The organism is Pseudoalteromonas sp. P1-13-1a (assembly GCF_001401875.1).
Lineage (GTDB): Bacteria > Pseudomonadota > Gammaproteobacteria > Enterobacterales > Alteromonadaceae > Pseudoalteromonas.
Genome location: NZ_LKDV01000002.1, coordinates 1 through 24,308, shown reverse-complemented (window position 1 = coordinate 24,308; position 24,308 = coordinate 1). Strand labels below are relative to the sequence as shown.

Below are 24,308 nucleotides of genomic sequence, written 5' to 3'. Positions count from 1 at the left end.
CTGGCTTGATATATAAAGGTTTAAGCTGACGCAGAATTTTTAGTGGTATTAAACAAACCATGTATATTATTGCAGATTACCCTTGCGGTGTAGCAAACTGTTTTATTGGCCGTTCCTTTATTTCCATATCTTTTGTAGGAATAGCTAGGAGTGAATATTTCGTTCTTATGGTAATGATATCAACAAATTTACCGTTAATGTACAAGTTGACGAACGGTGTAATTGTACTCACTAAGTATTTTTTTTCGGGGTCCAAAGCAAACTTTTCTTCCATGCCTTTTAGCTCTATAAACTTTACTTCAAGCGGTTCGAACTCTATCGAGGATAATTTTTTGTGTGCACGCCGGCGCCCTTGTATAGGTTGTTCAGGGACCTTTGCATTTGGGTTTTCTGCTCTTATTGAGAAGTATTCGTCCACTTCATATATGAACATTGAGTTTAAGTCGATACCTTGTTCATTGAAAGCGAGAGAGCTTAATTTAACTTGATAAGGCGAAGTATTTGCCAACCTTATACTAGTTATACATTTAGTATCTATATGACAAAATGTATAAGAAGATGCAGCAATAGGACCTTCGATAACTTCTTCAGAGTTGGCAAAAGTAGAGTAACTAATTAAAAGAAATATAATATTGATCAAAGTTTTCATTGAGCTGTCCGCACTGCATTTTCAAAAAGATATGCCGAATATAGCAATGTATCTCTGTCTTCATTAGTTTGATAAATCTGTGCCTTTTGAGCGATGAAATGAAGATCCTTTATAGCAGTTCTCGCGTTATATGCTGTATCTTCAGAAGTCCAAACTGCGTGACTAAACTCATGAACAATAGTATCTACTTTTCTATCAGTACCTACGCTAAAAAAACTCTTGCCAAATCCTATAATTCCATATCTCTCATAATAGGTAGCATCGCCAAACTCAGCACATTTATACAATTTTTGTGGAGTCAAATACATAGAACCAATAAGGTTAATTACTTTACGCGCTTGGCGGATTAAAAATGTTCGTGTTGCTTCAAAATTAATTGAATTAACAAAACCATATTGTTTCATAATTGATTCGAATTTTTCTTTTTTCTTTTTATCTAAGTTAGCAGGGTTGTGCAATATATTAATAAAAGTTGTTAATGCTTTTGGGGTAATTAGCATAGCCAATTCAATTTGTTTTAGCTCAGATAAAGTTAACTCGATACCTGTTTTGTTTGTTACTTCGTAAATTGAAAAGTTGTTGCGCTCATAGTAAGTATTTTTATTCATACTATAAATACCTATCCTTGGTTGTATAATTTTACCAACAAACTACTAGAATTGTACCTGTTATTCAACCTCTATATTTTATCTCAGATTGTGAGATTGCTTTATTGAACATCTAAGGTAGCGCAGCCACAGCTGCGCTATTTTTGTTTTAGTTACTCAACTAATTCGCTTACTACAATTGGGCTGTTATGCAGGGTTTTATGCACTGGGCATTTGTCGGCTATTTCTAGCAGGCGTTGGCGCTGTACTTCGGTTAAGTCGCCGCGTAGGGTAATTTTACGGGTAATGGCCTCTAGGTTTTGTGTGCACTCGCCATTGTCGCAATCTTGGTAGTAGTCGCGGGTGTGTTCAAGTTCTACTTTTACATGATCAAGCGGCAGCTTTTTTAAGGTTGCATACATACGCAGTGTCATTGAGGTACAGGCGCCTAGGCCTGCGAGTATATGGTCGTAAGGATCGGGCCCTAAATTACTGCCACCTACCTTTAATGGCTCATCGGCAAGCCATGTATGATCTTTAGTACTGACGTGCTGAGTAAATATATGATCTTTTTCTTCAACCAGTACTTTGCCGTTTTCTAATTTTGCGCTGTAGTTTTTTTGCTCATATTTAACGTAGCGGTTTGCCCAATTAGCAATAAGCGTAGCAGCGTACTCGGCATCGTTTTTATTACTTAGTAAGTGGTCGGCGTTATCGAGGCTAATAAAGCTTTTAGGGTGCTTGGCTGATGCGTAAATTTTCTCGGCTTCTGAAATATTAACCGTGGTATCAATAGGGGAGTGCATAACTAAAAGCGCGCGTTTTAATTTTCCTATGTGGCTACGGTCGTACTTTGCTATATCCTCTACAAACTGTTTTTTTATGGTAAATTCGCGCCCAGCTAAGCTCACTTTTGCCTCGCCTGCAGCGTTTATTTCATCTAAGTGGGCTTCAAAGTTATGTGCAACATGTTTTGCATCTGAAGGGGCGCCAATGGTTGTAATAGCCGATACTTCAGGAATATGCTCTGCAGCAGCCAGTACGGCAGCGCCGCCTAAGCTGTGGCCAATTAACAGTTGTGGTGCGTCAAAGTGTGTGCGCAAGTGATCGGCTGCGGCCACTAAATCTTGAATATTGGATGAAAAGTTACTATTTGCGAAGTCGCCGTCACTATTACCAAGACCGGTAAAATCAAAGCGCAGTACGGCTATACCTTGTTGGGTAAGGGCGCGGCTTATTCGTGTGGCGGCAGCAATATCTTTACCACAGGTAAAGCAGTGTGCAAATAAAGCATAAAACTTTACATCTCCTGCTGGGCGCTCAAGCTGGCCTGCCAGTTCTAAATCGCCGCTTTTAAAAGATACTTTTTGTCGCATAGAAGAGCCTTAGTGTTTCATGAAAATACATTACAATAATAGATAAGATATAAGCACTAATGAGTGCAATTTCAATGTTTTTTATACTTTGATCTTGATCAAGTAAGTTGTTCACTAATTCACCTTGCGGACATTTGTCCTTATGTTTTTGGGGTGGTTTGTCTATCCTCGCACAGCGCTATAATTAAGGCTTTGCTACTTTATTTTGGCATATTAGCTATATTTAAAGCGGCACTGTTCTTACAACCTATTCACTGGAACGTACAATGCAATTACCTACTGTTGATTATAAAGCTCCCGATGCGGCTGCTCAATTTGTTGAATCGTTAAGAAACACCGGTTTTGGTGTATTAAAAAATCACCCAATCCCGCAATCTTTAGTTGAGTCTATATACGAAAAATGGCAAGACTTTTTTAATTCAGAGCAAAAGCACGACTTTTTATTTTCTAAAGAAACACAAGACGGTTATTTCCCGCCTTCTGTCTCTGAGGTAGCTAAAGGCTTTACAGTTAAAGACATTAAAGAGTACTTTCATGTTTACCCTAAAGGTCGCGTGCCTGCAGAGCTTGAAGCCGACGTACGTGAGTACTACCGCTTAGCTAACGAATTTGCAGCAACGCTTTTAAGCTGGGTTCAAGCAGAGGCACCAGCCGATGTACGTGCTAAGTTTTCTATCGATTTAAAAGATATGATTGCTGATTCTGAGCAAACATTGTTACGTATTTTACATTACCCGCCAATGACAGGTGATGAAGAGCCAGGTGCAATTCGCGCTGCAGCACATGGTGACATTAACTTATTAACAGTGTTACCGGCATCAAACGAGCCAGGCCTGCAAGTTCAAAAAACTGATGGCGGTTGGTTAGATGTGCCATGTGACTTTGGTAGCTTAATTATTAATATTGGTGACATGTTACAAGAAGCGTCGGGCGGGTATTTCCCATCGACTATTCACCGTGTAATTAACCCAACGGGTAAAGCGTCGACTAAGTCGCGTATTTCTTTACCGCTGTTTTTACACCCACGTCCTGATGTTGTGCTTTCTGAGCGCTACACTGCAGACAGCTACCTACAAGAGCGTTTACGCGAGCTAGGTGTTAAATAATAGCTGCTTTTTAAATAGCATCTATTCAAAAGCGGCTTTTTAGCCGCTTTTGTTGTTTTACATAACCCATTGGGTTATCCCCCCGCTGCGATTTAATCGCCCCTAGGTAGTACATATTTTGATTTAATAAAAACGTGCCTGCTTTAATGCCATCGTGCTGTTTTGTATTGCTATTTGCTTTTTTGCGATGGGAGCTTATTTGGCAAAGTGAATATTTCCATGCATTTCTAAGTTAGTTGCGTATAATGCGCCCTTGGCCGGTTTGGCCTTTATTTTATTGAGAGATTTTATGAGTTTTGATGGTTTAGGTTTATCACAGTCTTTAGTTAACGCGGTTTTAGAAAAGGGCTATGAAACGCCAACGCCTATTCAGGCTCAAGCAATTCCTGCAATTATTGAACGTCGCGATGTAATGGCGGCCGCACAAACAGGTACAGGTAAAACCGCCGGTTTTACGTTACCGCTAATTGAGCTGTTATCTAAAGGCAATAAAGCAAAAAGCAATAACGTACGTGCCCTTATTTTAGCGCCTACGCGCGAGCTGGCTTTGCAGGTAAGCGAAAACGTTGAAGAATACGCTAAGCACTCTGATGTAAGTTCGTTTGTAGTGTACGGCGGCGTAAAAATAAACCCACAAATGCAGCGCCTTCGTAAAGGGGTTGATATTTTAGTGGCAACGCCAGGGCGTTTAATTGATTTACATAATCAAAACGCAGTTAAGTTTGATAGCGTTGAAGTACTGGTACTTGATGAAGCTGACCGCATGCTTGATATGGGGTTTATTCACGACATTAAACGCCTGATTGCTAAAATGCCACCTAAACGCCAAAACTTAATGTTTTCGGCCACGTTTTCAGATGATATTCGTGCGTTAGCAAAAGGGCTAATTAATGACCCTGTTGAAATATCAGTTGCGGCAAAAAACACCACGGCTAAAAGCGTAACACAAAGCGTTTATGCGGTTGATAAATCGCGTAAAACCGCATTACTTAGCCATTTAATTCGTAGCAACGATTGGCAACAAGTATTAGTGTTTAGCCGTACCAAGCACGGTGCTAACCGTTTAGTTAAACAACTCGAGCGTGATAACATTGCAGGCGCCGCTATTCATGGTAATAAATCACAAGGTGCCCGTGTTAAAGCATTAGATGGCTTTAAAAGCGGTGAAGTACGTGTACTTGTAGCGACCGATATAGTGGCACGTGGTCTAGATATTGTTGAACTACCGCATGTGGTTAACTACGACTTACCAAATGTATACGAAGATTACGTGCACCGTATTGGTCGTACAGGCCGTGCTGGTGCATCAGGGCATGCTATTTCGTTTGTAACTGCCGATGACGCTGCTGATTTATACGGTATTGAACGTTTTATTGGTGAGCTTATCCCTCGCGCTGAAGAGCCTGGGTTTGAACCAACTAGCCCCGTACCTGAGCGCGCATTAGATGCGCGCCCAATTAAACCTAAAAAGCCTAAAAAAGCAAAGCAGCCGTTTAACAAACCTAAGTCTGATAAGCCAAGCAGTAAAAAGCCTAACAATGGCGGCAACGGTACAGGCCCTCGCCGTGGTGGCTCTAAAAAACCAGCGGCTAGAACCGATGATAATGCACAAAACCCATGGGCAAAGCGTCAATCGGTGGGTGGCAATGGCCAACGCCGTCGTCGTGCAAATAATAACGATTAATCATTATTAATGATTGTATTGGTCTTTAATTAAACACCAATAAAAAACGCGCTACCTTTTTAATAGAAGTAGCGCGTTTTTTATTATCTGAAATTTACACTTACCTAATCAACGAATTAACGGCTAAACCTACAAACAAGGTAACACTTACACTTAATAAGGTGCCAAGCATAACGTACTCGGTGAGCTTTTTATCCTTACTGGCACTTAAATCACCAAACCTAAAGACCGATTTGGCTGCAAGCAAAAAACCAAGCCCCGCAAATTGATCAAGTAATATAAAGCTCAGCATTAATACGCGCTCTAGCATGCCAATGCTTTGTCCGGCCAGTGGTAAGCTGCCCTCACTTGAAAAGTTAGCGGTGAGCCTTTCAAGCATCATTCTTATAAATACGGCACTTGGGCTTAATATAATTAAATATCCGCATACAACCCAAAGTACTTTCGGGTCAGTGGCAAGTGCGCTTGCGTACGCGATTAAACTTTGGTTATCAGTTATATAAATACACAGTGCTATTATTACGGCTATATGCGCTATTTGGTCGAGTAAAAAGGGCACAACCCCTTTATTTGAGTACGACTTAGTAATATCTATTAGGTAGTGGCTAAGCATAATTGCCGCTGTAGAAAGTAACACGGTGCTTAGTTGTTGCCAGCCATAGCTATACTCCCAAAACGCTAAAATAATAGCGCTCACCACACCGTGCACTAATACATGCAGGTAAAGTTTTTTAGCTTTAAAGTGATGGGTGTTTCTATCGTTTACCCAGCTCATTGGTTGTAAAAAAAAGTCACTGACTAGGTGGCCTATAATTAATGCCACTAATAATAACGAAAACCCCATTACTCACTTCCTTTTGAAATCGTGGTTATGACCTGCTTAGCATGTATTATAAAGCGCTCTATTAGCTGATAATTGGCTAGGTTTAATAACTTAGTCACGTTTTCGCGACTGGTATTGAGCTCTTTTGCTAAAGCTGCATGGCTGTTATCGGCTTGAGTTAAATACACGTATAGTGCATTAGCTTGTTTTTGCGTTATTTTGCTAAGCAAAGTATCTACAAAGGCAAGATTAAGGCTAAAGCCTTCATCTATGCTGTGCTTTGCTACCTGTAAGGTAAAGCGCTGGTTGGCTATTTTATCAAGGCCTTGCCCAGAGAGCACAAAGGCCGAGCCGGTGGCTGTTTTTATATCACTGCGTGGGTTATCTATCTCGCCTAAGGCCATGCTTTGGCGCAGCTCATAACCTGCCGACTTTAAATGCAAATAAATAATAATAGCGGTTTTTATTAATTGCTCACTTTGGTTTATTTGTAGCTGAAAGGCATCGCCTCGGTACATGGTCCACAATGATGATTTGTCACAATTTGCACGCAAACTTTGCGCTAACTGATAAAGCATGGCATCGTATTGTTGCTTAGGTATTTTTTGCGATTTAATTATATCGCCGCTGATCACACCAATCATAAAAATCCAAAAAGTAACTTAATGCAGTTACATAAAATCAGGTAACCAAATTTGGTTACATTTAATTAAGTAACCAATTTAGGTTACTTAAAACAAAATTGCAAGGCTCACTCGTTTATAGCTATTTATTTCAGCTACGCTGAATTGTGAGTACTTAAGGAAACAAATGACTTTACAAAACGATCAGCAAACTAGTAAGCCACGAGTCGGTATTTTTGTTGATGTACAAAACATTTATTACACGTGCCGCGAAAGTTACCGTAAAAATTTTGATTACAATGCATTCTGGGCGCTTATGAAACAGCAATACTCAATAGAGTGCGCGTTCGCGTATGCCATTCACCGTGGTGACGAAAAACAAAACCAGTTTCAAAATATTTTGCGTGCTATTGGCTTTGAGGTAAAACTAAAGCCGTTTATTCAGCGCCGTGACGGCAGCGCAAAAGGGGATTGGGATGTAGGCATAACCATAGATATGCTAGAGCAAGGTAAAAACCTCGATAAAGTTATTTTGCTCTCTGGTGATGGCGACTTTGCTTTATTGCTCGGGCATTTAAAAAATCAATACAATGTACCATGCGATGTGTACGGCGCCGATAAGTTAACCGCTGAGGTGCTTAAACAAAGTGCTGAGCAGTTTCACTTAATTGATGACAATTTGCTACTTTAAAGCGTGAAATATAGCAGCTAAGTGCCTGCAACATGAGAGTTTTTAATAAAGAGCCTATAAAGCTAATATAGGCTTTTTTTATTACTGTAATAAATTGGGTTTACTCAGCGGTTATGGTAATTTTACGCCATACCATGTTATTGAGGACTCACATGCTTTATTACAGCGACATGCCATTAGACCGCGGGTCTAATTTTCGTAAAAACGCGGCGTGGTTAAACGCGCAAATGTCGGCACAAAGTAAGTGGCTTTTGGTGAATAATAACCACACTTTGTTTTATAAAGACGCAGCTCAAGTGTGCTACTTAACTTATCAGCAAATTGCCCATTTAGATTTATCAAACGCTATTTATTTAGGCTCAAATACCGAGCAACAGGGTGTGTTTGCGTTAGATGTTTCAGCCATACACGACGACGAACTCAATCACGTTATAGGCGACGCACAGTTTTTTGATATACGCCAATATGGCCCTCACGTTGATATAAAAGATGGCTCTATCGCCGCACTTGCCCGTGGCTTATGTTATTGGCATGCAACGCATAGTTTTTGTGGACGTTGTGGCAGTAAAAATACATTAGTAGAGGCAGGGCACTCACGCCTATGTGAAAACGAGCACTGTAAACACCCTACATTTCCACGTACTGACCCTGCGGTTATTATGGTGGTTACTAAAGTATTTGAAGATGGCGTAGATCGCTGTTTATTGGGTCGCCAAGCAATATGGCAGCAAGGCATGTATTCGTCATTGGCGGGTTTTGTAGACCCAGGTGAAACACTAGAGCAAGCTGTAGCGCGTGAAGTAAAAGAAGAGGCGGGCGTTGATGTTGAAAATGTACGTTACATTGCTTCTCAGCCATGGCCTTTTCCTTCATCTATTATGCTAGGTTTTATTGCAGAGGCTAAAACTGAGCAAATAAACGTAGATAAAGACGAATTAGACGATGCTAAATGGTTTACTCGCGAAGAAGTGAGGGCGTTTGGCAATATGGGCGATGAAGGCGATCATTATAAACTCCCGCGGGTCGATTCAATTTCGCGCTTTTTAATTGAACAATGGCTTACAAATAAGGTTTAAGGATTAATAATGTCGAGCAAAAATAAAAACACGCAGTTAGTGTCATCAGGGCGTAAAAAAGCCTATACCCATGGTGTAGTAAATCCTGTGGTGCAACGTGCCTCTACGATTGTATTTGATAGCGTGGCCGATTTAAAAAACGCGGCTAAAACCCGCGGCGATAAAACTTTATTTTATGGTCGGCGTGGCACAAGTACGCATTTTGCCCTGCAAGAAGCGATTACTGAGCTTGAGGGCGGCGAAGGCTGCGCGCTTTACCCATGCGGTGCAGCGGCAATAAGCCAAGCGTTATTGTCGTTTGTAAAAGCGGGCGATCACATATTAATGGTTGATAACGTGTATGAACCAACGCGTGATTTTTGCGATAAAATTTTAGCAGGCCTTGGAATAACAACCACGTATTACCCCCCGACAATAGGCGCGGGTATTAAAGAGTATATTCAGCCAAACACAAAGGTGCTATTTTTAGAATCGCCAGGTTCTATTACCATGGAAATACAAGATGTGCCTGCTATGGTAAAGGTAGCCAATGAGCATAATATTATGACCATGCTAGATAACACCTACGGCAATGGCTTGCATTACCGCCCACTTGAGCACGGCGTGGATATTAGTATTCAAGCAGCAACTAAGTACATTGTTGGCCATTCTGATGTAATGATGGGGGTCGCAGTGGCAAATAAAAAGTACTGGCCAACCCTGCGTGAACAGTCGTATTTATTAGGGCAGTGCACTAGTGCCGATGATGCTTATTTAGCGCTTAGAGGTTTACGTACAATGGCGGTGCGTTTAAACCAACACGAAAAGGCGGCTATAGAGGTGGCAAAATGGCTTGAGCAACATGAGTTAGTTGATCATATTCGCCACCCTGCATTTGAAACCTGCCCTGGGCATGAATTTTTTAAGCGCGACTTTGATGGCAGCAATGGGTTGTTCTCATTTATAATGAAAACCGGTAACCAAAAAGCCATTGATGCATTTTTAGATAGCCTTGAGCATATTAAAATGGGCTTTTCGTGGGGCGGTTTTGAAAGCCTAGTGACGGCTAATTTAACCATGAAAGGGCTTCGCTCTAAAACCGGTTGGGATTTAGGCCCGGTGATCCGCTTACATATTGGCCTTGAAGACGTTGATGATTTAATTAACGACTTAAGCCAAGCGCTTAAAGTATATCAGCAGCATTTATAAAATTTGGCCAAAATAAACGGAGTTTGGCCTGTTACATTTAAATGGTTTGTTACAAAGCTCACTTAAGGTGAGCTTTTTTTTGCTGGTAATTCAAGGTGTTTACACTTACTGTGGTTATATTACGCTTAATTTTAAAGCATGAGCAACGTCATTAAGGAAAGCCAATGGCAACATCATCATTACTAAACATAGGGCGATTAACCCAAATAGCGGGCTTTGAGCTAGTACGTATGTTTTTAACTAAACGCGGCTTAATTGCTATGGCCGCTTTTGCGCTAGTTTGGTTATTAATATTGCGCTACCCAATAGGGCAAGCAGTTAGCATTATTAGTGCACCTGATTTTGAACAAATGGTGCGCGATATTTCAGGCAGCATTGGCCTAAGTAAGTTACTTGATTGGCCTGAAGCCGAATTTGCTATGTACTGGCTGGTTGCTTTGTATAGCTTTCCGCTGTTTGCTATTTTTATATCAAGCGATCAAACCGTTGGCGATAGAGAGCGTGGCACGCTAAGGTTTATATCGCTGCGCGCTACGCGCTTTGAAATTTTATTTGGCCGTTTTTTAGGGCAACTTGGTGTATTGGCGTGTTTATTAGCTATAACCCTTGTTGCCACACTAGGTGTGCTTGGTTATAGAGATCCCAGCTTGTTAATGGGCGGCTTTATTCGCGCACTTTCTATTTTTATGGTCATGGTAATAGTGCTTAGCCCATTTATCGCACTAATGTGTTTAATAAATACCTTTGCTCGCTCATCACGTTTAGCCATTGTATTGGCTATTTTATATTTTGCTGGAGGCGGCATTGTTGTAGGAATATTGGCATGGCAGGTACCGGCTTTAAATGCGCTCGATTATATATTCCCAGGTGTTAACTCTGAGTTATTAGCAGGACAAAACTTACCTTTATTAAGCGCATTAGGTGTACCACTTATACAAAGCGCTGTATTTATCGCTATTGCACATAAATTATTTACAAGGAGTTCGCTATGAGCGTATTAATAAAAGCCAGCGGCTTGTGTAAATCGTATGGCGCAAAGCAAGCACTTAATAATGTGAACTTTGAAATTAGTAAAGGTGCGCCAGTTGCGCTAGTGGGCCCCAATGGTGCCGGTAAAACCACATTATTTAGTTTATTGTGCGGCTATATTAACCCAAGCCATGGTGAGCTGAGTATTTTAGGACATAAGCCTGGAAGCGCTGCATTGTTTAACCAAGTGAGTGCTTTGCCACAAGATGCGCAGTTAGATCCACGTTTTAATATAGATAAGCAACTGGCGTTTTATGGCAAGTTGCAAGGTATGGGTGCTAAACAAAGCCACAATGAAGCGCTGCGCGTACTCGATTTAGTTGGCTTAAAAGAAGTCGCTAAACAGCGTGCGGGCGATTTATCTCATGGTATGCGAAAACGGGTAACGATAGCGCAAGCGCTGATTGGCTCGCCGAAAATAGTGATGCTTGATGAGGCCACAGCAGGGCTTGATCCTATTCATGCCAGAGAGGTGCGCGAGCTGGTATCGAGCTTAAGTAGCGAGGCCACCTTTATTTTAAGCTCGCACGATTTAACCGAACTTGAGCGATTATGCTCCCAAGTGCTCCACCTAGATAAGGGCATTTTGAGCGAGCACCAAACAAAAGACAACAATATGCATACTCACTTTTATACCTTAATGCTCAACGAGGCGTATCAAAATGTGGAGCAGCAACTGCAGGCGTTAGCAGGTGTAAGCCGTGTGTATATGAGCCAACATAAAGAATACGTGATTGAGTACCAACCAATCGGTGAGCCACTTGATATTGCTTTATTAAACTTTTGCCATCAGCAAAATTGGCAATATAGGCAGTTGGTAAATGGCCACACATTAGAAAATCAAATATTTACACAGGAGAAAGTATAATGGGACTACTCAGTGGTTTAATGGGTAACGCAAGCGAAGTAGATGATTCTGATTTAGAAAAAGTGCTTGCCAATACGCTAATAGATGGCGAGCAAGTAGAAAAAGCCTATAAGGTGATTCGCGATATGTTTATTTTTACTAATAAGCGTTTAATTTTAATTGATAAGCAAGGTATGACCGGCTCTAAAATGGAAATGGTGAGTATTGCTTACTCTAAAATTACTAAGTTTAGTAAAGAAAGTGCAGGGCACTTTGACTTAGACGCCGAGCTTAAAATTTGGATAGGGTCAGATCCAACGCCTATTAGTAAAGAATTTAAATCGGGCGATAATATTAACGAAGTTTATCGTGTAATAAGTCAGCATGCGCTTTAATTTGCTGAACATGTTTTAAGTAGTTGTTGACTACATGTTGCAACTACTTTAAATTTACAGTTTCTTACACCTACTTACAATTAACTTAATAAATACAACTGCTTAATTAAGTTTTCATTCAGTTTCTCAGCGTTAGCATGTCCCCACTTTAGTCAATGAGCTAAAGCATAAAAAGCAATGCACAAAGGGAAGTCTTACAATGAAAAAATTAGCAGTTATTATTTCAAGCATTTTATTATCTAGCACTGCGGCTGCTGCAGACAGCTACAATTCAATCAGTAATTTAAGCTACAAAGATAGCGATAACAACGACACTGTTGCTGTAGACTCTATTTATTACCTATCTCCTAAAAAAACATTAGGTCCGTACGATCAGTTTGAATACATCAATAAGCAAACTAACGTATACGGCAGCTACGCTGATGACGACTTTGGCGATTTAACGAATGTTGGTGGTGAGTACTTCATTAATGAATTTTTAGTAGGTGCTTCTTACGAAAACCTTGACCCAGATTCGGGCTCTAACGGTGAGCTTTACAAGCTAACTGGTGGCTACTTCTTTAACCCTGATTTATTAGCAAAAGTAACGCTTGTTGAAAACAAAGACGGCGATGACTTTGCTTTGTTTGATTTAGCATACAATCACATGCTAAACAGCACAGACTACGTAGGTGTAACACTTACCGCAGATGACGATTTTGATTACCGCGCCGTTGCAGCTAAATACTTTATAGACTTACAACAAGGTAATTTTTTAACGTTTGAAGGTAAATACGAGAGCATTGAAGATGCAGAAAACCAGTGGGTAGCAGAAACTAACTACTACTTCTCAAAAGCAACCTCGGTATTTGCTAACTACAACAAGCAAGATACATACAGCTTTGGTGCTCAGCACTTCATCAATAAAAACATTGGTCTTAAAGTAGGTTACGAGAACAATGCAGATGACTCTGATAACGATGCATACTTTGCAAACATGCGTTTTCAGTTTTAATTAAGTTTCTGACTTAGTTAAAACAAGAGTATTAAAAAGCCCGCTTAATTAGCGGGCTTTGTTGTTTTTAATGTTTGAGCTTAATTATATTACCAGCCGCAATTACGGCCTTTGTTCTGCTCATCTAAATAGCGTTGCAGCGGTGCAAAGTAATCAAGCATGGCGGTTGCATCCATTTGCGGCTTGCCAGTGATGGTTTCAAGGGCTTCTTGCCATGGACGAGAAGAGCCCATTTCAAGCATTGCGTTTAGTTTTTCGCCTGCTTCTTTTGAGTTGTAAATAGAGCAGCGGTGAATGGCTTTATCGTTACCGGCTATTTCACATAAACTACGATGAAATTCAAACTGTAAAATATGCGCTAAAAAGTAACGTGTATAAGGAGTGTTGCCTGGTACGTGGTATTTAGCACCAGGGTCAAAGTCGTCTTCGCTGCGTGCAATAGGCGCTTTCACACCTTGGTATTTTTCACGTAGCTCCCACCATGCTTTATTATAATCTTGTGGCTTTACTTGGCCCGAAAATACCTGCCAGCGCCATTGGTCAACCATTAAGCTAAAGGGCACAAAGGCGACTTTATCTAGCGCCATTTTCATTAGTAAGCCAATGTCTTTTGACTCATCAGGTACTTGCTCTAGTAAGCCAATTTCTTTTAAGTAGCCTGGTGTAACCGAAAGGGCAATGGTGTCGCCAATCGCTTCATGAAAACCATCGTTGGCACTTTCTTGATAAAATAAAGGCTGTTTATTATAAGCGCGCTGATAAAAATTGTGGCCTAGCTCATGATGAATAACAGAGAACTCTTCGCCTGTGCGTTGAATACACATTTTAATACGTAAATCGTCTTTACTGTCTATATTCCATGCAGAGGCATGACACTGCACGTCTCTGTCTTTTGGTTTTACAAATAATGAGCGCTCGTAAAAGGTCTCTGGCAGTGGCTCAAATCCCATTGAGGTAAAAAAGGTTTCAGCCCCTTTTACCATCTTAAGCTCGTCGTAATTATTTTTAGCTAATAGCTCGGTAACATCGTAACCCGGATCGGCGTTTTCTGGTGCGACTACATCGTAAATGTTACCCCATGCTTGTGCCCACATGTTTCCTAATAAATGCGCAGGAATAGGCTCATCTTGTGGCACTTTATCGGTGCCGTATTTATCGCCTAATTTAGCGCGTACATGGCAATGCAGTGAGTTATAAAGTGGCTTTACTTGCCCCCAAATGCGGTCAAGCTCGGTTGTAAAGTCATCGGCGGGCATATCGTACTTGCTGCGCCACATTGCGCCGGTATCAGCATAACCTAGCTCTTTAGCCCCTTCGTTTGTTAGGGTTACTTGTTGCTCGTAAAGTGGGCGCATTGGCTTTGAAATTTGACGCCACCCTTGCCATAAATCAAGTAGCTCGTTGTAATCACGGCTGGTGGCCATTTTTGCGGTCATATCACCAAGGCTTAAACAGCTGCCATCGTCTTTACAATATTTACCTTTACCGTATAAACCACCTAGCTCTGCCACAATAGTTGAAAGCTGAGCTGTTTTTTCAGCGTCCTGTGGAGCGGGTAAAGTAAGCGCAAGTTTAAGTTTATTAAGCTTGCGGCGTGCATCGTAATCCAGCGCTAAGTCGTCAAATTGGGCTGCCTGATTAGCTAAACGTACGACCGACTCGGTCATTTTACGATTAACCTCGGCAGATAACGCCGAGGTGTCGTGTGTTATAAAATTTGCGTAAATCCACTCAGCGCGGCTCGACTCTAGGTAAAGCTCACTGAGTTCTTGCTCGGCTTTGGCAATAAACGCATTGGCATCTTGTTTTGTAAGAGGAGACTCTGATTGTGCTGAATCGGTAGTGTCTATGGCTATTTCAGCTTCGCAGGCGCTCAGCGCTAATGTGCTTGCGACTATTAAGGCGCTCATACTTAATTTAAAGCGTGGTGTGTTCATTGTATTCCTTTGGTTTATTGTTATTAAGAGAGTGATAATAGCAGCGATGTTTAAAACAATGAAATTAATACGTTAAGGCGTGTGGCACATCGCGCAATGATTGTATTTAAACTAAGATGGGTCATAATTAAGTTACTATTTTCATTCAATGTAAAAGGAATGTGCTCATGTCGGTATTTATAATATTGCTGGTCGTGGTGGTGGTTATTTTTGCAGTCAAAGATATTCGCCTCAACCTGATCAGCCGTCCTACGTTTAAAATGTTTAAAAAGGTACTTCCGCCGCTCTCGCAAACTGAGCGAGAGGCAATGGAAGCCGGCGATGTATGGTGGGATGGTGAGCTATTTAGTGGTAACCCAGATTGGCAAAAACTGCATAACTTTCCTAAACCTGAGCTTAGTGCTAAAGAAAGTGACTTTATGGATAATCAGGTTAACACGCTACTGGCGATGCTAGATGATTACCAAATTGTACAAAAAGACAAAGACCTGCCAAAAGAAGTCTGGGATTACTTAAAAACAGAAGGCTTTTTTGCGCTGATCATTCCTGAAAAATTTGGTGGGAGAGAGTTCTCTGCCATTGCTAATTCAACCATAGTGTCAAAAATTGCCACTAAAAGCTTAACTGCCGCTGTGACGGTTATGGTGCCTAACAGCTTAGGCCCAGGTGAGTTATTACTACATTACGGTACAAAAGAACAACAAGAGCGCTGGTTACCAACACTTGCTAACGGTAAAGATGTGCCGTGTTTTGCACTTACTGGCCCAGAAGCTGGCTCTGATGCAGGTAGTATCCCTGACTCTGGCGTAGTATGTAAAGGCCAGCATAATGGTGAAGAGGTAATAGGCCTGCGTTTAAATTGGTCTAAGCGCTATATTACACTGGCGCCTATTGCAACTGTACTTGGCCTTGCTTTTAAAATGTATGACCCCGATGGGCTACTTGGTGATGAAAAAGAGCTTGGTATTACCTGCGCACTAATTCCTACCGATCACGAAGGGGTAGAAACCGGCGAGCGCCATTATCCTTTAAATATGGCATTCATGAACGGGACTACTTACGGTAAAGATGTATTTATTCCACTAGATTGGATTATTGGTGGTCAACAAGGTGCAGGACGAGGCTGGCGTATGCTGGTTGAGTGTTTAAGTGCTGGGCGCGGTATTTCATTGCCAGCACTGAGTACGGCAACAGGGCATTTAGCGTCAAAAATGACCTCTGCTTACGCCATGGTGCGCCAGCAGTTTGGTGTATCTATTGGCCAGTTTGAAGGTGTACAAGAAGCACTAGCCCGTATTGGCGGATTAACATATACACTTGAGTCAGCACGGTTAATGACTGCCGGTGCCATTGATTTAAAATTAAGCCCCTCGGTGGTGACCGCCATCGCAAAATACCATATGACCGAAATGGGCCGTACGGTAATGAACGATGCAATGGATATTCACTCAGGTAAAGGAATACAAGTGGGCCCTAATAACTATTTAGCCCATGGTTATATGGGCATTCCGGTATCTATTACGGTTGAAGGGGCTAATATTTTAACGCGTAACCTAATGATATTTGGACAAGGTGCCACCCGTTGTCATCCGTTTGTGTTAAAAGAAATGGAAGCTGCCGCAATGGAAGACGACGATGCAGCACTTGATCAATTTGATAGTTTATTGATGAAGCATATTTTATTTGCAGCCAGTAATGCAGGCATGGCTTTTTTGCATGGCTTAACACGTAGCTGTTTTGCTAAAGCGCCCGTGTGTGGTGCAACCGCTGTTTACTACAAACAGCTAAGCAGAATGAGTCGAGGCCTTGCTTTTACAACCGATGTAGCCATGTTGGTACTTGGTGGCGAGCTAAAGCGTAAAGAGATGATTTCAGCGCGTTTAGGTGATGTACTAAGTCATTTATATTTAGCGTCTACAGTGTTAAAGCGCTTTGAAGATGAAGGTCGTCAGCAAGCTGACTTACCGTTTGTGAAATACGCAATTGAAAACTCATTGTATGAAATTGGCCAAGCGTTTGATGGCTTTTTCAAAAACTTTTCAAACCCGGTGGTTAACTTTTTACTTAAACGCATTGTGTTTCCGCTGGGGAATCATTACCACAAGCCAAGTGATGAAACAGCCCAAAGTATTTGCGAGCATATGACGCAACCAGGGGTGTTTAGAAACCGTTTAACGCACTTATGTTATGTAGATGAAAATGCGGGCACGGGCGTGATGGAAAATGCTTTTTTAGCTATGCACGATATGCAAACACAGTTTAAAGACTTAAAACAATGGCAGCGAAAAGGTAAGGTACCTGCGACACTGGATATAGAAGGCGCGATTAATTATGCGTTAGAGCAAGGCTTTTTAGAGCAAGCTGATGCCGATGCAATGCACCATACCAATAAACTAAGAAAACAAGCCATTGCCGTTGATAACTTTAAACCCGGTGAGCTTTGATAAAATTCACATTTAGCTAAAATGCAAAAGGCCTCGTATTTGAGGCCTTTTTTATAATTGAGTATTTGCAGCTCGCGTTTAGCGTGCGTAAGGGTCTGCCACTATTTTGTCTATATACCATTTCCCTTTTTTACGAAGCATTTTTACGCTGCGCATATCGTCAATTTTATCGCCATTAAAATAACCGGTAAAAATTAGATTTATTTTGGCGTTATCACCATATTGTTCGCGCACACTCATATTGGTCATATCGACTTCAATCACAACTTCATCGTATTGTAGGTTGACTAAGTTTCGGGCAAATTGTTTAGCGGTGCCGTAAGATTTCATTATGCGGCTGAGATTTGGGGTGGCCATTGTACTGGCTTTTTGTAAATCTTTTTGATTGTATAACGCATCAAAGTAGGCAGTGGCTGTGTCGCCGGGTGAGTCGCCCAGTGTTTGCACGTTATCGCCACAGGCGGTTAAAAATATGCAAACTATAAAACTTAAATAAGTTGTTATTTTTTTCATGGTGTATTTTTTTAATTAATTTTTTAAAGTGTGTGATTAATTAAACAAGATGTAAAGCAGCACCGCGTAATAAATAGAAAATCGAATCATAAATAATAAAAAAGGATGCCATAAGCATCCTTTTTAGTATCTCAAGGAGAGAAGTTTACTGTACTAATTCTTGCTCGCTAAATTCTTCTGCAAAAAGTGGGCTTGATAAGTAACGCTCCGTTGCACTTGGTAAAATTACCACAATGTTTTTGTCCGCGTTTTCTGGTTTTTCAGCATAGCGTTTAGCGGCAACAACCGCTGCGCCCGAAGAAATACCTACTAAAATACCTTCTTTTTTCATTAGTTCATGAGCCATTGCAATCGCATCTTCGTTTGATACTTGCTCAGCAGTATCAATCACACTTAAATCAAGGTTACCAGGAATAAAGCCCGCGCCAATGCCCTGTATTTTATGTGGACCTGGTTTAACTTCTTCGCCTGCAAGCGTTTGGCTAATAACAGGTGAATTAGTTGGCTCAACTGCAATCGCTTTAACATCTAGGCCTTTTTCGTTTTTAAGGTAACGACTAACACCTGTAATAGTACCGCCAGTGCCTACGCCTGCTACAAAAAAGTCGATATTGCCATTAAGTGCTTCAAAAATTTCTGGACCCGTTGTTTCAAAGTGAATTTTAGGGTTAGCTGGGTTTTCGAACTGTTGTAATAAAATGTATTTTTCTGGATCGGTTGCTTGAATTTCTTTTGCTTTTTCAATTGCGCCATTCATACCTTTAGCACCATCTGTCAGCACTAAGTTAGCGCCTAATGCTTTTAATAGTTTGCGGCGCTCTAAGCTCATTGTATTGGGCATGGTGAGTGTTAATTTGTAACCACGTGCTGCTGCAACAAATGCAAGGGCGATACCTGTATTACCCGATGTAGGTTCAATTAGTTCTTTACCTTCAACAAGCTGACCTGATTTTTCAGCTTCCCAAATCATTGATGCACCAATACGACATTTAATACTAAAGCTAGGGTTACGCGATTCTACTTTAGCGTAAACGTTACCGCCTGTTACGCGATTAAGTTTTACCAGTGGTGTATTACCAATGCTTAGTGAGTTATCTTCAAAAATAGTAGACATAATGTTCCTTTGGATACAATCTGATCAATGTGTTAATAGCCTTTGCTATTAACTATATAAATACACTTTACTGCGAGTTTAAAAAAACTAAAGTAAAGTTTGGCTATAACATATATCTATTGAGCTTATAACTAGCCGAAATAAAAATTAGTTATTATTGTTGCTTTAGTTATTAAGAATGCGGGCTTATTTTTAAATTTAAAGAGTAAACCTTGTCACTTAGTTAAAAAATGCGCGAGATAGGCTAATAATTGAGATGATTTTGTGTGTTATTTGTGCACATGAATATAACTTGAATACTTTTATCACACAACGCGTCTAAAACATGTTAAAAACACACTATCTATATTCAATTCAACTAAGCAATCACAATGAAGTTAATCTTAAAATTAATTGCCGGTATTGTGGCCGGTATTTTAGTCGGGCTTTATGTGCCTCTCACTGGTGTTGAGCTTTTATTTACTATTAAAGAACTTATTGGCCAACTCATATCTTTTACCATCCCATTAATTATTTTATTTTTTATTGCTTCGGGAATTGCTGGCTTGCCTAAAGGGTCAGGCCATTTATTAGGTAAAACAGTTGGCTTTGCTTATAGCTCTACAGTAATTGCAGGTACGCTTGCATTTTTACTGGTAAGTGCGGTTATCCCACTTTTAAGTGGAAATATTACATTTGAAGCCGAAGTAGCTACAGAAATTGGCAGTTTTATTGATTTAGAAATCCCACCGCTGATGGGGGTAATGACAGCCCTTGTGACTGCGTTCGTATTTGGCATAGGCATGAGCCAACTTGAGTTAGAAGCACTTAAAAAAGTGTCTGATCAGGGTCGCGATGTAATCGATGCATTATTATCTAAAGTAATTATTCCAGCGTTACCATTTTATATAGCGGGTGTATTTGCAGAAATGACCGTAGCTGGTACCGTGGTAGATACACTGCAAACATTTGGTGTAGTGCTTATTGCAGCACTTGTTATGCATTGGCTGTGGTTAACCGTATTGTATGTTTCTACAGGGTTACTGCTTAAACGTAACCCGTTGGAGTTAGTTAAAAATATGCTGCCTGCTTATTTTACAGCGTTGGGGACAATGTCGAGCGCGGCTACAATTCCAGTTTCGTTGCAATCAAGTAAAGCAAATAACGTAAAAGAAGATGTAGCAAACTTTACCGTGCCACTGTGCGCTACCATTCACTTATCGGGCTCTACTATTACGATTGTGACATGTGCAATGGCCGTTATGTTTTTATCGCCAAGTATGGAAGTTCCCTCTTTAGTGGGGATGCTACCGTTTATTATGATGTTAGGGGTAGTCATGATTGCAGCGCCAGGTGCACCTGGCGGAGCAGTAATGTCGGCGCTGGGCTTATTAACCAGCATGCTTGGCTTTAACGAAGGGGCTGTTGCATTAATGATTGCTCTTTACCTTGCGCAAGATAGTTTTGGTACAGCATGTAATGTTACAGGCGATGGTATTATTGCCCTTTGGGTAGACCGTTTTAGCGAAAAAGCAGCGTCATAAAAAGCTAAAGTACTGGTTTTTAGCAGTAGTAAAATAATGCTAAAAGATGAGTAAACCTAAAGCGAAGCAATAATATTAGTTATTGTTTCGCTTTAACTGTGGTAATGTGGCAAATTAGATTGTTTGTCGCGTATTGTTAGGTTAATGAGGGTATTACATTGATTAATGTGCTTTTAGTTGATGACCATGAGCTGGTACGAACTGGTATAAAACGTATATTAGATGACGTACGTGGTTTTAAAGTGGTAGGCGAAGCTAAAGATGGAGAGGCTGCGGTACAGTTTTGTCGCCAGCACGCACCTAATATTGTATTAATGGATATGAACATGCCTGGTATGGGCGGCTTAGAGGCTACTAAAAAGATTTGTCGCTATTGCCCAGACGTAAAAATTATTGTGCTTACGGTTAATTGCGAAGACCCATTTCCATCAAAAGTGATGCAAATTGGCGCGCATGGCTTTTTAACCAAAGGTGCGGGTTCTGATGAAATGGTTCGTGCTATACGTTCTGTTCATGCGGGACAGCGTTATATAGCCCCTGAAATTGCACAGCAAATTGCCCTGGCGCAAGTAACAGGGCGTACCGACGAAAACCCTTTTCAAAGTTTATCTGAGCGCGAGCTACAAATCATGCTAATGATCACCAAAGGTGAAAAAGCACAAGATATTGCTGAGCGCTTAAATTTAAGTTCAAAAACAGTTAATAGCTACCGTTACCGTATGTTTGAAAAATTAAACGTAGGAGGCGACGTAGAGCTTACTCATTTGGCTATTCGCCATAAAATGATTGATATAGACGTATCTCATTAATTTTTTAATTTATGTCTGAATTCGATCACGCCCAATTTTTAAAAACGCTATCAAGTGAGCCGGGTGTATACCGTATGCTTGATAGTGAACATCAAGTTATTTATGTCGGTAAAGCTAAAAACTTAAAAAAACGGGTAAGTAGCTACTTTAGATCTAATCTAACCGACAGCAAAACCCGTGTGTTAGTGAGTAATATTTTCGATATTGAAGTGACGCTTACAAACACCGAAACCGAAGCGCTACTGCTTGAAAACAACCTTATAAAAAAATATCAGCCGCGTTATAACATTTTACTACGTGATGATAAGTCATACCCCTATATATTACTGACCAGTCATAAACATCCGCGTTTAGCCTTTCATAGAGGCAGCCGCAAGGTAAAAGGCGAGTACTTTGGGCCTTTCCCAAGCGCTGGTGCAGTGTCAGAAAGTTTGCGTTTAATGCAAAAAATATTTCCGGTTCGTCAGTGCGAAGATGCCTATTACCGTGCCAGAAGCCGTCCATGTTTGCAGTATCAGCTAAAGCGTTGCTCCGCACCGTGTGTTAATAAAGTGACGGAGCAAGAGTACGCCGAACAAGTTGATTATGTACGTAAGTTTTTAACTGGCAAGTCGCACGAAGTAATAGCCGATTTAATAAAAAAAATGGAAGCGGCGAGTAAAGATCTTAACTTTGAGCTTGCAGCAAAAGTGCGTGACCAAATCATGCTGCTTCGCAAAATGCAGGAGCAACAGTCTATTTCAGGTAATTTTGCTGAAATGGATGTGGTGGGTTTTGCGCACTTAAATGGACTAAATGGGATTCACTTATTAATGATCCGCGATCATAAAGTGTTAGGCAGTAAAACCTACTTCCCTAAGGTGCCTAAAGATTCAGGCCAAGAGGAAATACTCACTTCGTTTTTAGGGCAATATTATTTAGCGCCGGGTGCGACAGGGCGCATAGCAAAAGAAATTATTTTACCGTTTGAGATTGAAGAAAGTAGTGCATTGAGTGAAGCCCTAACGCAAATTAGTGAGCGCAAAGTATCCCTTAAAGTGGTTACCCGCGGAGAGCGAGCACAATACCTTCAGCTTGCTAATAAAAATGCACTAAACAGTATTACCGTAAAACAAAGTACGCAAGATTCTATAAACAAACGTTATGCACAATTAAAAGCGACCCTAGGGTTAGATGATATAAACAGAATGGAATGTTTTGATATCAGCCACACCATGGGAGAGAACACAGTAGCCAGTTGTGTTGTATTTGATTCGCAAGGTCCAAATAACAAAGAGTACAGGCGTTACAACGTGACAGGTATAACCGGCGGTGATGATTACGCAGCAATGGAGTTTGCCCTTAACAAGCGCTATAACAAAGTGGTAGATGAAGAAAAAATTCCTGACGTTATATTTATTGACGGTGGTAAAGGGCAACTAGGCCGTGCTGAGCAATACTTTGCTACGTGGCCACATGCTAAAATGCCGCTGTTAGTGGGTGTAGCAAAAGGCACAAGCAGAAAGCCAGGCCTTGAAACCTTATTAATAGATGGCGGGCGAAAGACGATTCCTATGGATTCGGATGCGCCAGCGCTTCATTTAATCCAGCATATACGCGATGAATCGCATCGATTTGCCATTGCAGGGCACCGTAATAAGCGCCAAAAACAGCGCACGCAATCATTATTAGAAGAGATCAACGGAGTAGGCTCTAAGCGTCGCCAAACATTATTAAAATATTTAGGGGGCATGCAAGGGGTAAAAGCTGCTAATATAGAACAGTTAAAAAAAGTTCCTGGGATCAGTCCTGACATGGCTGAGAAGATATTTAACCATTTGCATGACAAGGGCTAGCCCTTCATGCGAATATAGAAAAAAAGACATATCCAAGTAGTTATGTGGAATATTCCAAACACACTCACAACCTTTAGACTTTTTCTTATCCCCATATTTTTGGTGATATTTTACTTGCCTTATAGCTGGGCGTTTTTTGCTGCCGCTTTTATTTTTTGGCTGGCATCAATTACCGATATACTTGATGGCTATTTAGCGCGAAAGCTAGAGCAATCTACGCCTTTTGGTGCATTTTTAGACCCGGTAGCTGATAAGGTTATGGTGTGTGCTGCACTTGTTGCGCTCTCTGATCATTATCAGTCTATGTATATGACAATCCCCGCGCTTATTATCATCAGCCGTGAAATAGTGATCTCTGCATTACGCGAATGGATGGCCGAACAAGGTAAACGTGGTAATGTAGCAGTATCAAATATGGGCAAAATAAAAACCGCAGCGCAAATGCTGGCGATTATTGGCCTGATATGGCAATTTGACACGTGGATGGTCTATTTAAGTTTTGCCTTATTGTATATAGCTACCTATTTAACACTGAGTTCTATGGTGCAATATTTAATGGCCGCATGGAGTGAATTGACCAAAAATTGATTGTAAACGTCTAATAACGCACCGTTTTAGATAAAAAATAATCAAACAGTTCAAAAGTGGCATTTTTTGTGTTGACGCGTTTAATAATCTCTGTAGAATGCGTCCGTGTTGAGAGGGCATAGCCCCTAAGATAAAGAAAACCAAAGTTACTTAATTACCAGCGCAAACATCGCAAGATGTTGAATAACGCAGATAATTAAATAATGCGGCACTAGCTCAGTTGGTAGAGCGCGACCTTGCCAAGGTCGAGGTCACGAGTTCGAGCCTCGTGTGCCGCTCCAAGTTTTCATTAGGTTGTCCAACGGTTTGGCGGAATGGCAGAGTGGCCATGCAGCGGATTGCAAATCCGTCCACCTCGGTTCGACTCCGGGTTCCGCCTCCATTCAACACTCCACATGCTTTAAATAGCAAACTCGATGCCCGAGTGGTGGAATTGGTAGACACAAGGGATTTAAAATCCCTCGACTAACAAGTCGT

22 protein-coding genes and 2 tRNA genes are annotated in these 24,308 nt (G+C 41.0%); 16 read left to right on the top strand and 8 right to left on the bottom strand.

Features of this window, described 5'->3' with window-relative positions; all coding sequences use genetic code 11:
- Positions 1–76: 76 nt before the first annotated feature.
- The 3 genes from AN391_RS02170 to AN391_RS02160 all read right to left on the bottom strand — a co-directional run bounded on the left by AN391_RS02170 (position 77) and on the right by AN391_RS02160 (position 2,612).
- Positions 77–649 carry a hypothetical protein gene (locus tag AN391_RS02170; protein WP_055013878.1) on the bottom strand — a complete coding sequence of 191 codons (573 nt, stop codon included), beginning with the start codon at positions 647–649 and terminating at the stop codon, positions 77–79.
- A complete protein-coding gene (locus AN391_RS02165; protein ID WP_055013877.1) occupies positions 646–1,257 on the bottom strand; it encodes a hypothetical protein in 612 nt (203 codons plus the stop codon). Before AN391_RS02165 ends, AN391_RS02170 begins: the two co-directional genes overlap by 4 nt.
- Positions 1,258–1,409: 152 nt before the next feature.
- Entirely contained in the window at positions 1,410–2,612 is a 1,203-nt protein-coding gene (locus AN391_RS02160) for a bifunctional alpha/beta hydrolase/OsmC family protein (RefSeq protein WP_055013876.1), read from the bottom strand.
- A gap of 266 nt (positions 2,613–2,878) precedes the next feature.
- On the opposite strand from AN391_RS02160, the gene AN391_RS02155 reads away from it, so the two are divergent.
- Together AN391_RS02155 and AN391_RS02150 are read left to right on the top strand one after the other, a co-directional pair.
- Entirely contained in the window at positions 2,879–3,718 is an 840-nt protein-coding gene (locus AN391_RS02155; protein WP_055013875.1) for an isopenicillin N synthase family oxygenase, read from the top strand.
- 289 nt (positions 3,719–4,007) lie between these two features.
- Positions 4,008–5,402, top strand: a complete 1,395-nt coding sequence (locus tag AN391_RS02150) for a DEAD/DEAH box helicase (protein WP_055014121.1) — start codon at positions 4,008–4,010, stop codon at positions 5,400–5,402.
- A gap of 100 nt (positions 5,403–5,502) precedes the next feature.
- On the opposite strand, the gene AN391_RS02145 is transcribed toward AN391_RS02150, so the two are convergent.
- Both AN391_RS02145 and AN391_RS02140 read right to left on the bottom strand, forming a co-directional pair.
- Positions 5,503–6,246 (bottom strand): DUF3307 domain-containing protein, encoded by a 744-nt coding sequence (locus AN391_RS02145; protein WP_055013874.1) that lies wholly within the window; start codon positions 6,244–6,246, stop codon positions 5,503–5,505.
- Positions 6,246–6,869 carry a hypothetical protein gene (locus AN391_RS02140; RefSeq protein ID WP_055013873.1) on the bottom strand — a complete coding sequence of 208 codons (624 nt, stop codon included), beginning with the start codon at positions 6,867–6,869 and terminating at the stop codon, positions 6,246–6,248. The genes AN391_RS02145 and AN391_RS02140 overlap by 1 nt, the downstream gene beginning before the upstream one ends.
- A gap of 166 nt (positions 6,870–7,035) precedes the next feature.
- Here AN391_RS02140 and AN391_RS02135 point away from each other — a divergent pair, with 166 nt between their 5' ends.
- The 7 genes from AN391_RS02135 to AN391_RS02105 all read left to right on the top strand — a co-directional run bounded on the left by AN391_RS02135 (position 7,036) and on the right by AN391_RS02105 (position 13,068).
- Positions 7,036–7,539, top strand: coding sequence for an NYN domain-containing protein (locus tag AN391_RS02135; RefSeq protein WP_055013872.1), 504 nt, complete (start codon positions 7,036–7,038; stop codon positions 7,537–7,539).
- A 152-nt stretch (positions 7,540–7,691) separates the two neighbouring features.
- Positions 7,692–8,615, top strand: a complete 924-nt coding sequence (nudC, locus tag AN391_RS02130; protein ID WP_055013871.1) for an NAD(+) diphosphatase — start codon at positions 7,692–7,694, stop codon at positions 8,613–8,615.
- Between the two features lie 9 nt (positions 8,616–8,624).
- Complete coding sequence (locus tag AN391_RS02125) at positions 8,625–9,803, top strand: cystathionine beta-lyase (RefSeq protein ID WP_055013870.1); 1,179 nt, start codon at positions 8,625–8,627, stop codon at positions 9,801–9,803.
- Positions 9,804–9,967: 164 nt separating this feature from the next.
- Positions 9,968–10,795, top strand: coding sequence for an ABC transporter permease (locus AN391_RS02120; protein ID WP_055013869.1), 828 nt, complete (start codon positions 9,968–9,970; stop codon positions 10,793–10,795).
- Entirely contained in the window at positions 10,792–11,700 is a 909-nt protein-coding gene (locus AN391_RS02115; protein ID WP_055013868.1) for an ABC transporter ATP-binding protein, read from the top strand. Before AN391_RS02120 ends, AN391_RS02115 begins: the two co-directional genes overlap by 4 nt.
- Positions 11,700–12,074, top strand: a complete 375-nt coding sequence (locus tag AN391_RS02110; RefSeq protein WP_004589518.1) for a PH domain-containing protein — start codon at positions 11,700–11,702, stop codon at positions 12,072–12,074. Before AN391_RS02115 ends, AN391_RS02110 begins: the two co-directional genes overlap by 1 nt.
- A gap of 199 nt (positions 12,075–12,273) precedes the next feature.
- Positions 12,274–13,068, top strand: coding sequence for a putative porin (locus AN391_RS02105; protein WP_055013867.1), 795 nt, complete (start codon positions 12,274–12,276; stop codon positions 13,066–13,068).
- 89 nt (positions 13,069–13,157) lie between these two features.
- Here the strand turns inward: AN391_RS02105 and AN391_RS02100 are convergent, their stop codons facing one another.
- Positions 13,158–15,005 carry a M2 family metallopeptidase gene (locus AN391_RS02100; protein WP_055013866.1) on the bottom strand — a complete coding sequence of 616 codons (1,848 nt, stop codon included), beginning with the start codon at positions 15,003–15,005 and terminating at the stop codon, positions 13,158–13,160.
- Between the two features lie 167 nt (positions 15,006–15,172).
- Between AN391_RS02100 and AN391_RS02095 the strand changes: the two genes are divergently transcribed.
- Positions 15,173–17,449 (top strand): acyl-CoA dehydrogenase, encoded by a 2,277-nt coding sequence (locus AN391_RS02095; protein WP_055013865.1) that lies wholly within the window; start codon positions 15,173–15,175, stop codon positions 17,447–17,449.
- Between the two features lie 78 nt (positions 17,450–17,527).
- Here AN391_RS02095 and AN391_RS02090 read toward each other — a convergent pair whose 3' ends face one another.
- A complete protein-coding gene (locus tag AN391_RS02090; protein ID WP_055013864.1) occupies positions 17,528–17,962 on the bottom strand; it encodes a hypothetical protein in 435 nt (144 codons plus the stop codon).
- Positions 17,963–18,107: 145 nt separating this feature from the next.
- Positions 18,108–19,076: a cysteine synthase A gene (cysK, locus tag AN391_RS02085; protein WP_055013863.1), complete on the bottom strand. Its 969-nt coding sequence runs from the start codon at positions 19,074–19,076 to the stop codon at positions 18,108–18,110.
- A 371-nt stretch (positions 19,077–19,447) separates the two neighbouring features.
- Between cysK and AN391_RS02080 the strand changes: the two genes are divergently transcribed.
- From AN391_RS02080 to AN391_RS02055, 6 genes are all read left to right on the top strand, one after another.
- The gene (locus tag AN391_RS02080; RefSeq protein WP_055013862.1) at positions 19,448–20,599 is read left to right on the top strand and encodes a dicarboxylate/amino acid:cation symporter; all 1,152 of its coding nucleotides are present in this window, start codon (positions 19,448–19,450) and stop codon (positions 20,597–20,599) included.
- Between the two features lie 158 nt (positions 20,600–20,757).
- Positions 20,758–21,408, top strand: a complete 651-nt coding sequence (gene uvrY / locus AN391_RS02075) for a UvrY/SirA/GacA family response regulator transcription factor (RefSeq protein WP_004589511.1) — start codon at positions 20,758–20,760, stop codon at positions 21,406–21,408.
- A gap of 11 nt (positions 21,409–21,419) precedes the next feature.
- Positions 21,420–23,243 carry an excinuclease ABC subunit UvrC gene (uvrC, locus tag AN391_RS02070; RefSeq protein WP_055013861.1) on the top strand — a complete coding sequence of 608 codons (1,824 nt, stop codon included), beginning with the start codon at positions 21,420–21,422 and terminating at the stop codon, positions 23,241–23,243.
- A 42-nt stretch (positions 23,244–23,285) separates the two neighbouring features.
- Entirely contained in the window at positions 23,286–23,831 is a 546-nt protein-coding gene (pgsA, locus tag AN391_RS02065) for a CDP-diacylglycerol--glycerol-3-phosphate 3-phosphatidyltransferase (RefSeq protein WP_055013860.1), read from the top strand.
- 205 nt (positions 23,832–24,036) lie between these two features.
- Positions 24,037–24,112: transfer RNA gene (locus tag AN391_RS02060), tRNA-Gly, on the top strand.
- 27 nt (positions 24,113–24,139) lie between these two features.
- Positions 24,140–24,213: transfer RNA gene (locus AN391_RS02055), tRNA-Cys, on the top strand.
- Positions 24,214–24,308: the final 95 nt, after the last annotated feature.